Source organism: Mesorhizobium sp. M2A.F.Ca.ET.042.01.1.1 (genome assembly GCF_003997405.1).
In the GTDB taxonomy this organism is placed as follows: Bacteria; Pseudomonadota; Alphaproteobacteria; order Rhizobiales; family Rhizobiaceae; genus Mesorhizobium.
In genome coordinates this window covers 1-13,226 of record NZ_RZRX01000053.1, presented here as the reverse complement: position 1 = coordinate 13,226, position 13,226 = coordinate 1, and the positions used below count along the sequence as shown (strand labels likewise).

Annotated in this window: 14 protein-coding genes; 7 read left to right on the top strand and 7 right to left on the bottom strand. The window is 64.8% G+C overall.

Going from position 1 to position 13,226, the window contains the following annotated elements; genetic code table 11:
- Window positions 1-84 precede the first annotated feature (84 nt).
- The gene (locus tag EOA23_RS10705) at window positions 85-453 is read right to left on the bottom strand and encodes a YrdB family protein (RefSeq protein ID WP_127303988.1); all 369 of its coding nucleotides are present in this window, start codon (window positions 451-453) and stop codon (window positions 85-87) included.
- Window positions 454-651: 198 nt separating this feature from the next.
- On the opposite strand from EOA23_RS10705, the gene EOA23_RS10700 reads away from it, so the two are divergent.
- The 5 genes from EOA23_RS10700 to EOA23_RS10680 all read left to right on the top strand — a co-directional run bounded on the left by EOA23_RS10700 (window position 652) and on the right by EOA23_RS10680 (window position 6,233).
- Window positions 652-1,905: a sarcosine oxidase subunit beta gene (locus EOA23_RS10700; RefSeq protein WP_127303986.1), complete on the top strand. Its 1,254-nt coding sequence runs from the start codon at window positions 652-654 to the stop codon at window positions 1,903-1,905.
- A 72-nt stretch (window positions 1,906-1,977) separates the two neighbouring features.
- Entirely contained in the window at window positions 1,978-2,274 is a 297-nt protein-coding gene (locus EOA23_RS10695; protein WP_112126462.1) for a sarcosine oxidase subunit delta, read from the top strand.
- A complete protein-coding gene (locus EOA23_RS10690) occupies window positions 2,271-5,264 on the top strand; it encodes a sarcosine oxidase subunit alpha (protein WP_127303984.1) in 2,994 nt (997 codons plus the stop codon). The genes EOA23_RS10695 and EOA23_RS10690 overlap by 4 nt, the downstream gene beginning before the upstream one ends.
- Window positions 5,257-5,838, top strand: coding sequence for a sarcosine oxidase subunit gamma (locus EOA23_RS10685; protein ID WP_127303982.1), 582 nt, complete (start codon window positions 5,257-5,259; stop codon window positions 5,836-5,838). The genes EOA23_RS10690 and EOA23_RS10685 overlap by 8 nt, the downstream gene beginning before the upstream one ends.
- 170 nt (window positions 5,839-6,008) lie before the next feature.
- Complete coding sequence (locus tag EOA23_RS10680; RefSeq protein ID WP_127303980.1) at window positions 6,009-6,233, top strand: hypothetical protein; 225 nt, start codon at window positions 6,009-6,011, stop codon at window positions 6,231-6,233.
- Window positions 6,234-6,321: 88 nt separating this feature from the next.
- Here EOA23_RS10680 and EOA23_RS10675 read toward each other — a convergent pair whose 3' ends face one another.
- From EOA23_RS10675 to EOA23_RS10650, 6 genes are all read right to left on the bottom strand, one after another.
- Complete coding sequence (locus EOA23_RS10675) at window positions 6,322-6,555, bottom strand: DUF680 domain-containing protein (protein ID WP_127303978.1); 234 nt, start codon at window positions 6,553-6,555, stop codon at window positions 6,322-6,324.
- A gap of 165 nt (window positions 6,556-6,720) precedes the next feature.
- Complete coding sequence (locus EOA23_RS10670; RefSeq protein ID WP_127303976.1) at window positions 6,721-7,365, bottom strand: TetR/AcrR family transcriptional regulator; 645 nt, start codon at window positions 7,363-7,365, stop codon at window positions 6,721-6,723.
- Between the two features lie 265 nt (window positions 7,366-7,630).
- Complete coding sequence (locus EOA23_RS10665) at window positions 7,631-8,407, bottom strand: glucose 1-dehydrogenase (protein ID WP_127303974.1); 777 nt, start codon at window positions 8,405-8,407, stop codon at window positions 7,631-7,633.
- A 16-nt stretch (window positions 8,408-8,423) separates the two neighbouring features.
- Window positions 8,424-9,461, bottom strand: coding sequence for a phosphotransferase family protein (locus EOA23_RS10660; RefSeq protein ID WP_127303972.1), 1,038 nt, complete (start codon window positions 9,459-9,461; stop codon window positions 8,424-8,426).
- The gene (locus tag EOA23_RS10655; RefSeq protein ID WP_281035842.1) at window positions 9,458-9,943 is read right to left on the bottom strand and encodes a MaoC family dehydratase; all 486 of its coding nucleotides are present in this window, start codon (window positions 9,941-9,943) and stop codon (window positions 9,458-9,460) included. Before EOA23_RS10655 ends, EOA23_RS10660 begins: the two co-directional genes overlap by 4 nt.
- A gap of 80 nt (window positions 9,944-10,023) precedes the next feature.
- Window positions 10,024-10,839 carry an SDR family oxidoreductase gene (locus EOA23_RS10650; protein WP_127303970.1) on the bottom strand — a complete coding sequence of 272 codons (816 nt, stop codon included), beginning with the start codon at window positions 10,837-10,839 and terminating at the stop codon, window positions 10,024-10,026.
- 116 nt (window positions 10,840-10,955) lie between these two features.
- Here EOA23_RS10650 and EOA23_RS10645 point away from each other — a divergent pair, with 116 nt between their 5' ends.
- Together EOA23_RS10645 and EOA23_RS10640 are read left to right on the top strand one after the other, a co-directional pair.
- Window positions 10,956-12,197 carry an acyl-CoA dehydrogenase family protein gene (locus EOA23_RS10645; RefSeq protein WP_127303968.1) on the top strand — a complete coding sequence of 414 codons (1,242 nt, stop codon included), beginning with the start codon at window positions 10,956-10,958 and terminating at the stop codon, window positions 12,195-12,197.
- Between the two features lie 5 nt (window positions 12,198-12,202).
- The coding region (locus tag EOA23_RS10640) for a zinc-binding dehydrogenase (protein ID WP_127303966.1) at window positions 12,203-13,226 on the top strand (1,024 nt) is incomplete at its 3' end.

Here is a 13,226-nt window from a genome sequence, read left to right as displayed (position 1 = left end):
TGAGTGTGCCCGCCGTCCGCCTCACGGATCACGTCCGGTTGATCGAAGCGTCCGGCTTTGGCCGCGGCGTAGGTCGCTGTTGCCCTACTGCCGCAACAGCCAGCCCAGCCGGTCCAGGGAGAAGGCGTAGCTGAGGGCGATCAGCAGGGCCATGACGGTGCCCGCGGCCGCGTGACCGACCAGATAGAATCCGGCGGCGCCGCCGAACAGTATGACGAGTTCCAGCGCCAGCCGCGCCGCGCCCGGCACAGGAACCGGCGCGCGGCCTGACCGGCTCGGGTCATTGGGAACCGCGAAGGTTCCCCACAGCGCAGCCGCGACAAGTGGCAAGGCCAAGGCGAAGGGCCAGCGCCACCACCCTTCGGACAGGCTCCAGCCTGCCATGCCGAGCCCGAGCAGCGCCGCAAGCTCCAGCAGAAAGCGCAGGGTCAGATTCCACCAGGCGTTGCCCATATCGATCCTCCAGGTCTCGGAGCAGCCGGTATGGCCGATCGCGGCTGTGGCTGCCAGCCCGGACGCCATCCTTTTCGGCATGGCGCAAAGCGGCAAGCGCCGTCGCAAACAGCGCAAGGATGACATCGCGGTTTCGCTAGTGATACTCCTCGCGTGACGGGCGGACGACATCCGCGATTTTTGGCGCGAGGCTATAACGTGAAGAAATATTCGGTATTCGCCATCGCCCGCGAGGCGATGCGCGGCCACAAGGGCTGGGAAGAGCAGTGGACCTCGCCCGAGCCGAAAAAGGAATACGACGTCATCATCGTCGGCGCCGGCGGGCACGGCCTGGCGACGGCCTACTACCTGGCGAGCGAGCACGGCATCACCAACATCGCGGTGCTGGAAAAGGGCTGGCTCGGCGGCGGCAACACCGGTCGCAACACCACAATCATCCGCTCCAACTATCTCTATGACGAAAGCGCCGGCATCTACGACCATGCGCTGAAGCTGTGGGATGGGTTGAGCCAAGAGCTCAACTACAACGTCATGTATTCGGCGCGCGGCGTCATGATGCTGGCGCACAACGTGCATGACGTGCAGGTGTTCAAGCGCCATATCCATGCCAACCGCCTCAACGGCATCGACAATGAGTGGCTGACGCCGGAAGAGGCGAAGGCATTCTGTCCACCGCTCAACATCTCCAAGGAAGCGCGCTATCCGGTGATGGGCGCAGCGTCGCAGCGGCGCGGCGGCACGGCGCGTCACGACGCGGTAGCCTGGGGCTATGCGCGCGGCGCTTCGGCGCGCGGCGTGCACATCATCCAGAACTGCGAGGTCACCGGCATCAAGCGGGCGGCGAACGGCGCGGTCAGCGGCGTGGAGACGACGCGCGGCTTCATCGGCGCCAAGAAGATCGGCGTGGTCGCCGCCGGCCATTCGTCGGTGATCATGAACATGGCCGGTGTGCGCATGCCGCTCGAAAGCTATCCGCTGCAGGCGCTGGTGTCGGAGCCGGTCAAGCCGGTGGTGCCCTGCGTGGTGATGTCCAACACCGTGCACGCCTATATCTCGCAGTCAGACAAGGGCGAGCTCGTCATCGGCGCCGGCACCGACCAGTATGTCTCCTATTCGCAGACCGGCGGCCTGCACATATTGCAGCACACGCTGGACGCCATCTGCGAGATGTTCCCGATCTTCACACGCATGAAGATGCTGCGCTCCTGGGGCGGCATCGTCGACGTCACGCCCGACCGCTCGCCGATCCTGGCAAAGACGCCGGTCAAGGGGCTCTACGTCAATTGCGGCTGGGGCACCGGCGGCTTCAAGGCGACGCCCGGCTCGGGCAATGTCTTCGCGCACACGATCGCGAAGGACGAGCCGCACCCGATCAACGCGCCCTTCACGCTCGAGCGCTTCCGCACTGGCCGCCTCATCGACGAGGCCGCGGCGGCGGCGGTGGCGCACTGATGATGGCTCAGCCGCTTTGCGATCAACAGGCCGGCGCGCGCGTCGGTCACGGCAAGTTTTAGGATCACCCAGATGCTTCTCATCCGCTGTCCCTATTGCGAGGAAGAGCGCCCGGAACTCGAGTTCCGCAATGCAGGCGAAGCGCATATCGCGCGCCCGACCAACATTGCCGCCGAGAGCGACGACGATTTCGAGAAATTCTTCTTCATCCGCGCCAACCCGAAGGGCGTCATCTATGAGCGCTGGCGCCACATCCATGGCTGCGCGCGCTTCTTCAACGCCGTGCGCGACACCGTCACCGACAAGTTCGTCATGACCTACAAGGCCGGCGAGCCGAAGCCCGCGAAGCTGCCCGGAGCCGCGAAATGAACGCCATGTTCCGCATTTCCGGCGCCGGTCGCCTCAGCCAGGCGAAGACCGCCTCCTTCAGTTTCGACGACAAGTCCTATGTCGGCATCGAGGGCGACACGCTCGCCTCGGCGCTGCTCGCCAATGGCGTGCATCTGGTCGGGCGATCGTTCAAATACCATCGGCCGCGCGGCGTCCTGTCGGCCGGCGCGGAAGAGCCCAACGCGCTGGTGCAGATCGTGCGCGACGATGCGCGCAAGACGCCGAATGTGCGCGCCACCGTCCAGGAGCTCTATGACGGGCTGACCGCCCATTCGCAGAACCGCTGGCCGTCGCTTTCCTTCGACATCGGCGCCGTCAATGACATCGCCTCGCCGCTATTTTCGGCCGGCTTCTACTACAAGACCTTCATGTGGCCGAAGTCGGCTTGGAAGAGCCTTTACGAGCCGAAGATCCGCGCCGCGGCCGGCCTTGGCGTTTCTCCGGACAAGCCGGACCCGGACCACTATGCCGCGCGCTACGCGCATTGCGAGGTGCTGGTGTTGGGCGGGGGTGCTGCCGGCGTTGCAGCTGCCCTTGCCGCCGCCGAAACGGGCGTGCGGGTGATCCTCGCCGACGAGCAGGCCGAATTCGGCGGCAGCCTGCGCTTCGAGAGCGGCGCCAGGATCGATGGCCAGGACGGCTATGCCTGGGCGCAAGCCGCGATCGCGAAGCTCAAGGCGATGGACAATGTGCGGGTGCTCTCCCGCACCACGGCCTTTGGCTATTACGCGCAAAACTTCGTCGGCCTGGTAGAGCGGGTCAGCGATCACCTGAAGAATCCCGGCCACGACCTAGCGCGCGAACGCCTGTGGCAGGTTCGCGCCGGCCGCGTGGTGATCGCCACCGGCGCCATCGAGCGCCATATGGTGTTCGCCAACAACGACCGTCCTGGCGTGATGCTGGCGTCCGCGGCGCGCACCTATCTCAACCACTATGGCGTCGCGGTGGGCAGGAATGTCGGCGTCTATACGGCCAATGATTCCGCCTATGCCGCGGCGATCGATCTCAAGAAGGCCGGCGTCAATATCGCGGCCATCGTCGACCTGCGCGACAATCCAACCTGTCCGGTGGTCGACGAGGCGAGGGCGCTCGGCATCGAGATCAATTTCGGCCGCGCGGTGGTGAGCGCCGGCGGCAAGCTGCGCGTGTCATCCATGACCGTGCAGCCGAAGAATGGCGGCGGCGAACGCACCATCCCGGTCGACGCGATCCTGATGTCGGCCGGCTGGACGCCGTCGGTGCATCTGTTCTCGCAGTCGCGCGGCAAGGTCGCCTTCAACGACGAGACCAAGCGCTTCGTGCCCGGCACCTACGCGCAGGATTGTGTCTCGGTCGGCGCCTGCAACGGCACGGACGGGCTGGACGCGACGGTAGACGAGGCCTATGCGGCCGGCGCCAAGGCGGCGAAGGAAGCCGGTGGCAAGACGGGGAAGAGCGCCAAGCCGAAGGTCGATGCCGGCGAGAGCTGGTCGCGCGGCATGTTGGGCGCCGCTCCCGGCGCCGGGCAAGGCACAACGGTCAAGGCCTTCGTCGATTTCCAGAACGACGTCACCGCCAAGGACATCCGCCAGGCGGTGCATGAAGGCATGCATTCGATCGAGCACGTCAAGCGCTTCACCACCAATGGCATGGCGACCGACCAGGGCAAGACGTCCAACATGCATGGCCTGGCGATCGCCGCCGAGGAGCTTGGCAAGCCGATCCCGCAGGTCGGCCTCACCACGTTCCGCGCGCCCTATACGCCGGTGACCTTCGGTTCGATCGTCGGGCACGCGCGCGGCGCGCTGTTCGACCCGACCCGGCGCACGGCGACCCATGGCTGGGCGTCACGCCAAGGTGCGGTGTTCGAGGATGTCGGCCACTGGAAGCGCGCCTGGTATTTCCCCAAGGCGGGCGAGGATATGCATGCGGCCGTCAACCGCGAATGCGTGACGGTGCGCAAGGTCGGCGGCCTGTTCGACGCCTCGACGCTCGGCAAGATCGAAGTGGTCGGGCCGGACGCGGCGAAGTTCATGGAGCTGCTCTATACCAATCCGTGGGAGAAGCTCGAAACCGGCCGCTGCCGCTATGGCATCATGCTGCGCGAGGACGGCTTCATCTATGACGACGGCGTCGTCGGCAGGCTGGCGCCGGACCGCTTCCACGTGACGACGACGACCGGCGGCGCGCCGCGCGTCATGAACCATATGGAGGATTACCTCCAGACCGAGTTCCCGCATCTCAATGTCTGGCTGACCTCGATCACCGAGCAATGGGCTGTGATGGCGGTGCAGGGGCCTAAGTCGCGCGACATCATCGCGCCGCTGGTCGAAGGCATCGACATGTCGGACGAGGCGATGCCGCATATGTCGGTGCGCGAGGGCAAGATCTGCGGCGTGCCGACCAGGCTGTTCCGCATGTCCTTCACCGGCGAGCGCGGTTTCGAGGTCAACGTGCCGGCCGATTACGGCGAGGCGGTCTGGGAAGCGCTGTGGGCCGAAGGGCAGAAGCATGGCGCGACCGCCTACGGCACCGAAACGATGCACGTGCTGCGCGCCGAGAAGGGCTATATCATCGTCGGCCAGGACACCGACGGCACGGTGACGCCGAACGATGCCGGGCTCGACTGGGCGGTCGGCAAGAAGAAGACCGACTTCGTCGGCATCCGCGGCCTGACCCGGCCGGACCTGGTGGCCAAGGGCCGCAAGCAACTTGTCGGCCTAAAGACCAAGGACCCGAAGGTGGTGCTGGAAGAGGGCGCGCAGATCGTCGCCGATCCGAAGCAGCCGATCCCGATGAAGATGATCGGCCACGTCACCTCCAGCTACTGGTCGGAGAATTGCGGCCGTTCGATCGCGCTGGCGCTGGTCGCCGGCGGCCGCGACAGCATGGGTGAGACGCTCTTTGTGCCGATGCCGAACGGCACGATCGAGGTGGAAGTCACCGGCATGGTGTTCGTCGACGAGAAGGGAGAACGCCTCAATGGCTAAGGCCGCCGCCAAGACGAAAGCTGCCGCATCGGCTTCCGCCGAACGGCGTCCGGCGCTTGCCGGCCGCACGCTGTCTGCGTCGGGCGTGAAGGTGGAGATGCTGCCGCCGGCCGAACGCGTCTCGCTGCGCGCGCCGCAGGCTTCGCTTGCCGCGCTCTCCAAGGCGCTCGGCGTGACGCTGCCGGTCAAGCCGAAGAGCTCGGCGGCGAAGGATGGACGCACGGCGCTGTGGCTCGGCCCGGACGAATGGCTGATCATCGACGAGGCCGGCAACGATCCGCTCGCCGACTGCGCCAAGGTGACGGCGCTGCATTCGGCGGTCGGCATCTCGCATCGGAATGTCGGTATTTCTGTCGCTGGACCTGCGGCTGCGGTGACGGTCAACTCGGGCTGTCCGCAAGACCTGTCGCTCGAGGCTTTCCCGGTGGGTGCTGCCTCGCGTACCATTCTCGGCAAATCCGAGATCGTGCTGCTGCGCACCGCAGCCGATGCGTTCCGCGTGGAATGCTGGCGTTCCTTCTCGGATTATGTCTTTACTTTGCTGTCGGAAGCGGCGAGCGACGCGGCGAACTGATCCTCGCAGCAATTGGTGCGAGGAACCATCGCCGGTCCGCCTCGTTTCCACGGTTCGAGCGATTGAGCGTTTGGCAAGACGCCCAATCGCTCAAAATATTGCTCTGAAGCAGTTCCGGACGGAAAACCGCTGCGCACTTTTCCTGGAACTGCTTATCGAGGAGATTGCCGATGCCGTCCACAACCGCGCCGAAATCGCCCAAGAAGACTCCGGCCGTCCGCTCGCTGGAGCACGAAAAGCATCGCGGGATCGAGGAAGAAGAACTCGAGGAAGGCCTTGAGGACACGTTTCCGGCCAGCGACCCGGTGTCGATCACGAGCACTTCCATCCCCGGCGGGCCGGCAAAGCCGGGTAAAGCCAAGGTCGTGCCAGGAACGAAACCGCGCAAGAAATAAGCCTGGGCCGATCGCTCGAGGCTATAGGCAAAACGAAAAAGGGCGGCCAAGTGCCGCCCGTTTTCGTTTGAAATCTTAGCAGTAGCGCTTACAGGCCGGGCACGAACCACGGGTCGACGTCGATGCCAAGCTTCGGGCTCTTCGGCGGGGTCTTGGCGGTGTCCGCCTTATCGACCGAGCCGGTCGCGGTGCAATCGAGCGCCACATTGGCGTTGGTCTGAGTGCAGGCAGCAGGCGCATGCTTGGCCGGCTGGCTCGCGCCGGCAAAGGCGGCGCCCGAGAAAGCCAGAACGGCAGCCAGGGTGAGGATGATCTTCTTCATTTTCCGTCTCCAGTCGTACATGTACGATGTACTGTACAAATACGGTTAACGGAAACTGAATTCAAGAGGGAATTTGTACGCGTACGATAAATTTTCTTGAACGTAAGAATTCGTCGGCGCGAATCCAGGCGATGGGCCATCACGGAAGAGCGGCGCAGCCGCCGGTCAGCAGTTGACGGGTGTTTCGGTGAGCGAGGGGATATCCTGCGTCGACAAAGAGGCCAGCATGAAGTCGCACATCCGCTTCACATAGGCCTGCGGATCACCGAACGGATAGAAGGGGAAGGTGATCAGCAGCGAAATCGTGCCGTGGCCGACGGTCCACAGCATGGTGGCGATAGCGCGCGGATCGCCCTTGAGCTTGCCGGCGGCCACGCAGGCCTCGACCCGCTTGATCAGCACCTTCATGGCGGGGTTGCCCGCTTCCATGTCCTCGTAGCTGCGGCCCTCGGGCAGCCGGGTCTTCTCGGTCATGAAGACGGTGCGGTATTCGTTGGGATTGCCAAGGCCGAAAGCGGCATATTCGGTCATCACCGCCTTGAGCGCCTCGATCGGATCGTCGGCGGGGTGTTCCTCGATGCGACGGGCGAGCGTTTCGAAAGCGTCCTCGGCGAGCGCGAACAGGATGTCCTGCTTGTCGGCGAAATAGGAATAGACCGACATGGGCGCATAGCCAACGCGCTTGGCAAGCTTGCGGATGGTCAGGCCTTCGTAGCCCTCCTCCTGCACAAGCTTGTGAGCTGCCGCGACCAACTCGGAGCGAAGCTCCGCCTTCTGCTTTTCGCGGCGTTTCTGAACGCTCAGCGTCAATGTGCGCTGCCTTTTGTCGTTGGTTGCCCGACGAAATTATATACGCTGTACGGAAACGGACAAGAGAGCAGGCTGGTTCCCTTGCGTGCGCTCCAAACTCTGTTTTAACGCAATTCCGGTCGGAAAACCGCTGAGGCACTTTTCCGGGAGTTGCTTTTGTTAGACGCAGTTCCGGACGGAAAACCGCTTCGCACTTTTCCTGGAATTGCGCTTTGTCAGACGCAATTCCGGACGGAAAACCGCAAAACACTTTTCCTGGAATTGCTCAGATCGCCCCGATGCCGCCGTCGAGCGCGAGAGCATGGCCGGTCATGAAGGAATTGGCCGGGTCGGCGAGGAACAGGATGCCGGTGGTGATCTCGTCGACCTCGCCGACACGCTTCATCGGCACGCCGCGGGTGAGCTCGGCAAGCGCTTCGGCTTCGGGCGCTCCGGTGAAGCGGACGAAACGGTCGACCATCGCCGTCCTGGTGTGGGCGGGGCAGACGGCGTTGATGCGAATGCCCTTGCTGGCATATTCCACCGCCGCCGCGCGCGTCAGCCCGACAACGCCATGCTTGGCGGCGGCATAGACCGAAAGCTTGGGCGCGCCGGAGAGACCGGCGACGGAAGCGATGTTGATGATGACGCCGCCCTTGCCGCTTTCCCTGAACTGGCGCTCCATCCGAGGGATCTGGTGCTTCATGGCGTAGAAGACGCCGAGCAGGTCGACCTCGACCACGCGGCGCGCCTCCTCGGACGTGACCTGCGGCAGACGTACGAAGCTGTGCACGATGCCGGCATTGTTGACGGCGATGTCGAGCCGGCCGAATTTTTCGACAGCCAGTTTGACAAGATCCTCCGAGAGCTTTTCATCGGCGATGTTGCCGGCAAGGATCGCGGTCTGGGCGTCGAGGGTTGCGGCGAAATCGGCAAGCGCGGTCTCGTTGAGGTCGGAAAGAACCAGCCGCGCGCCTTCGGCTGCAAAGGCCTTGGCCGCGCCGCTGCCGAGACCGCCTGTCGCGCCGGTGATGAGGATGGTCGCTCCGTTGAAACGGCCCATTTGTCTGCCCTCCGCCTCAGCTCTTCTTGTCGATCAGCTCCACCGCCAGCGCGGCAAGCAGTTTGACGGCCTCTCCGTAGGTCTTGGCCTTCTCGGGATTGGAGGCATTGCCGTCGAGCGCGCGGCGATAGACGCCCTGGCAGATCGCCGCCAGCCGAAAGAACGAGAAGGCCAGGAAGAAGGTCCAGTTGCCGATCTCGTCAAGGCCGCGCCGCTTGCAATAGGCCGCGACATAGGCCTCTTCGGACGGCAGGCCGGCCGCGGCGCGATCGATCCCGCCGAGGCCGCGAAAGCCCGAGGCATGCGGCAGCCGCCACTGCATGCATTGATAGGCGAGGTCGGCGAAGGGATGGCCGAGCGTCGACAGCTCCCAATCGAGCACCGCGATGACTTTCGGCGCATCGAGCGCGAACATCATGTTGTCCAGCCGGTAGTCGCCATGAACAAGCGAAATGCGGCCGTCATCGGCCGGCATGTGGGTCTCGAGCCACGCAACCAGCCTGTCGATATCGGCTATGGTTTCGGTTTCGGAGGCTCGGTACTGGCCGGCCCAGCGCGCGAGCTGGCGTTCGAAATAGCTGCCGGGCTTGCCGAAATCGCCAAGGCCGACCGCGTCCACATCGACATCGTGCAGGGCGGCGAGCGTGGCATTCATGGCATCGTAGACCGCCGCCCGCTCGTCATTGCCGAAAGCGTCCGGCAGGGACGGATCCCAGAAGACGCGGCCGTCGAGATACTCCATGACGTAAAACATGCGGCTGATCGGCGATTCCTCGCCCGAGAGATGCAGCATGCGCGGCACCGGCACAGCCGTGCCGGCAAGCGCACGCATCACCCGGAATTCGCGGTCGACCTGGTGCGCGGATTTCAGCAATTGCCCCGGCGGCTTGGCGCGCAGCACATAGCGGCCGCTGGCGGCGGTCAGGAGATAGGTCGGATTGGACTGTCCGGACTTGAATTTTTCGATCGTGGACAGGCCGGCAAAACCCGGGACATGCGCCTCGAGATAAGGCGCAAGCGCCGCCTGGTTTATGGCACCGGCCTCGCCGCTCATGCGTTCTCGGGCTGACGTTCGATCAGCGTCAAGGTCAGCCAGCGCGCCGTCAGCGCCGGCTTCTTCGAGCCTTCGATCTCGATGGTCACGTCATGCGCCGTCTGCACCCAGCCGGATGGCCTCACCTTGACGTCGGCCAGCACGAAACGGGTGCGGATGCGCGCGCCCGTCTTCACCGGCGCCAGGAAGCGCAGCGTGTCGAAGCCATGGTTGACGCCCATCTTGGTGTTTTCCAGCGGCGGCATGGTCTCGAAGGTCATCGCCGACAAAAGCGACAGCGACAGGAAACCATGCGCGATGGTGCCGCCGAACGGCGTCTCGCGCTCGGCGCGCTCCGGATCGCAATGGATGAACTGGTGGTCGTCGGTCGCATCGGCGAACTGGTCGATCATACGCTGCGTCACCGTTCGCCAGGGCGAGACGCCGACCTCCTTGCCGACGCTTGCCAGAAGCGTATCGAGACTGATCGGTTCCACGCTCATGTCCTCCGCACCCCCGCCCGGATTCCTTGAATCGGGCGTCTTACTCCTTGAACCCCGCCCGATTCCCTGAATCGGGCGACTTACTCCTTGAACAACGTCATTCCGTGCTGCACCGACTGGCCGCCGTCGATGGGCAGGATGGCGCCGGTGACATAGTTTCCGGCACGGCTGCACAAATAAAGCGTTGCGCCGGCAATGTCATCCGCCACCCCGATGCGGCCGAGCGGAACATGGTTACCAACATGTTTCGCCTGCTCCTCGGTCGCAGTGGCGAAGGCCGTCATACGGCTCTGGAAAGGACCGGGGGCAAAGGCGTTGACGGTGATGCGGCGGGCGGCGAATTCAATGGCCAGCGTGCGCGTCAGATGATGCACGGCGGCCTTGGAGGCGGCGTAGGAATAGGCGTCGTCGGCAAGCGGCTGGGTGCCCATCACCGAGCCGAGATTGATCACGCGAGCCGGATCCGCGTCGCTCGCCGCCGCGTCAAGCAGCGGCAAAAGCTCCCGCGTCAGGTGGAAGACGGCGGTGACGTTGACGCCGAACACCTTGGCCCAGGCGTGATAGGGGAAATCCTGCAGCGGCGCGCCCCAGGAAATGCCGGCATTGTTGATCAGGATGTGCAGGCGCTCCGTGCGCGCCTTCACCTCGGCGACAAGAGCCGCGATGCCCGCTTCGCTGGACACGTCGCCGGCAAAGCCCTCGGCCTGGCCGGAGCCGCCGAGCGCGTTCAATTCGTTGGCGACTTTTGCGCAATCCTCGCCCTTGCGCGAGGCGATCATCACATGGGCGCCGGCTCGGACCAGGCCGGTCGCCACCATGCGGCCGATGCCGGTCGCCGCGCCCGTCACCAGCGCGGTCTTGCCGGCGACCGAGAACAGCTTGTCCAGATAGCTCATTGCATTCCTCCGCACCCTCGCTCAAACCGGCGAGGGGACTCGCGTTGACAAGGCTAGCCGAAGTACGGTCATCCTTGCCACGGGTAAAGATTTATCTGCGAAAGGGACCGGAAGCGATGGCGGACATGAATCTCGGCATGACCGAGCGGCTGAAGCCGATCCACCAGCGTGTGGCGGCTATGGTTCGCGACGAGATCGCGCCACTCGGGGAGGAGTTTCTCGCCGAAATCGGCAAGGAGGGCGACCGCTGGGCCTACACCGCCAGACAGACCGAGATCCTCGAAGGCTTGAAGAAGACGGCGCGGGAGCGCGGGTTGTGGAACTTCTGGCTGACCGATTCCAAACGGGGCTACGGTCTTTCCACCGTCGAATACGCCTATCTGGCTGAGGAGATGGGCAAGGCGCATCTCGGCGCCGAGACCTTCAACTGCTCGGCGCCCGACACCGGCAACATGGAGGTGCTGGAGCGCTACGGCTCGGAGGCGCACAAGCGCGACTGGCTGGAGCCGCTGCTGGAGGGCCGGATACGCTCGGCCTATCTGATGACCGAGCCGGATGTTGCCTCCTCGGACGCGACCAACATCTCGATGCGCTGCGAGCGCCAGGGCGGCGACTATGTGCTGAACGGCGAGAAATGGTGGGCGTCCGGCGCCGGTGATCCGCGCTGCGCCATCTATATCGTCATGGTCAGGACCGGATCGGACGAGGAGCCGCAGCACCGCCGGCATTCGATAATCCTGGTGCCTTCCGACAGCAAGGGCGTCACCAAATTGCGGCCGATGCAGGTCTATGGCGACGATGACGCCCCGCACGGCCATATGCATCTGAGATTCAAGAATGTGCGAGTGCCGGCGGCGAACCTGATCCTCGGCGAGGGCAGGGGCTTCGAGATCGCGCAGGGGCGGCTGGGGCCGGGCCGCATCCATCACTGCATGCGCGCCATCGGCCAGGCCGAGATGGCGCTGGAGATGCTGTGCCAGCGCTCGGTGCGGCGCGAGGCCTTCGGCCAGTCGCTGGCCAAGCTCGGCGCCAATTTCGACATCATCGCCGAATGCCGCATGGAGATCGAGATGGCGCGGCTCTTGTGCCTGAAGGCGGCGTGGATGATCGACCAGGGAGACGCGCGCGCGGCCGCCCCCTGGATCAGCCAGATCAAGGTGGTGGCGCCCCGCGTCGCGCTGAAGGTCACGGACGAGGCGGTGCAGATGTTCGGCGCGCAAGGCATCAGCCAGGACACGCCGCTCGCCCGCTCGTGGACGCATCTGCGGACGCTGCGGCTGGCGGACGGGCCGGACGCCGTGCACCGGCGCCAGGTGGCGCGCACGGAACTGAAGAAATACACGCAGGAAAAGGTCTGACAGCCATGACGCTTCCATCGCAAATGCGAGGCTTGCTGCTTGTCGGCGACGGTTACACCAGAACGCCTTCGGCGGCCGCGCTGGAAGCGATGGAGCCTTACCTTAAGCCTGGCAGCATAGCCGTGCCGGAGCCGGGGCCTACACAGGCGATGATCAAGGTCAGCCTCGCCTCGATCAACCCCTCCGACATCGCCTTCATCAAGGGCCAGTACGGCCAGCCGCGGGTCAAGGGCCGTCCGGCAGGTTTCGAGGGCGTCGGCATGGTCGTCGCCACCGGCGACGACCCGTACGCAAAAAGCCTGGCGGGCAAGCGGGTCGCCTTCGCCACCGGCGTGTCGAACTGGGGAGCGTGGGCGGACTATGCGGTTGCCGAGGCCGCGTCCTGCGTCCCGCTCATCGACACGGTGCGCGACGAGGATGGCGCCGCGATGATCGTCAATCCGCTGACCGCTCTGGCCATGTTTGACATCGTCAGGGAGGAGGGCGAAAAGGCCTTCGTCATGACCGCAGGCGCCAGCCAGCTCTGCAAGCTGATCATCGGGCTGGCGAAAGAGGCGGGTTTCCGGCCGATCGTCACCGTGCGCCGTGACGAGCAGATCCAACTGCTGAAGGACCTCGGCGCCGCCCATGTGCTCAATGAGAAGGCGGCGGATTTCGAGGCTGTGCTGCGCGAAACCATGAAGGCCGAGCAGCCGCGCATCTTCCTCGACGCGGTCACTGGCCCGCTGGCTTCGACTATCTTCAATGCCATGCCGAAACGCGCGCGCTGGATCGTCTATGGCCGGCTCGACGCCGAGCCGACGGTTATCCGCGAGCCGGGGCAACTGATCTTCCAGCACAAACGCGTCGAGGGTTTCTGGCTGGCCGAATGGATGCGCCAGTTCCGCGACAGGCTGGGTCCGGCGGTGCTGGAGGCGCAGAAGCGCTTTTCCGACGGACGCTGGTCGACCGACGTCACGGCGGTCGTGCCGCTGGACGAGGCGATGGCACGGCTGCCGGCCGAGCTCGCCAAGCCCAACGGAAAGGTGT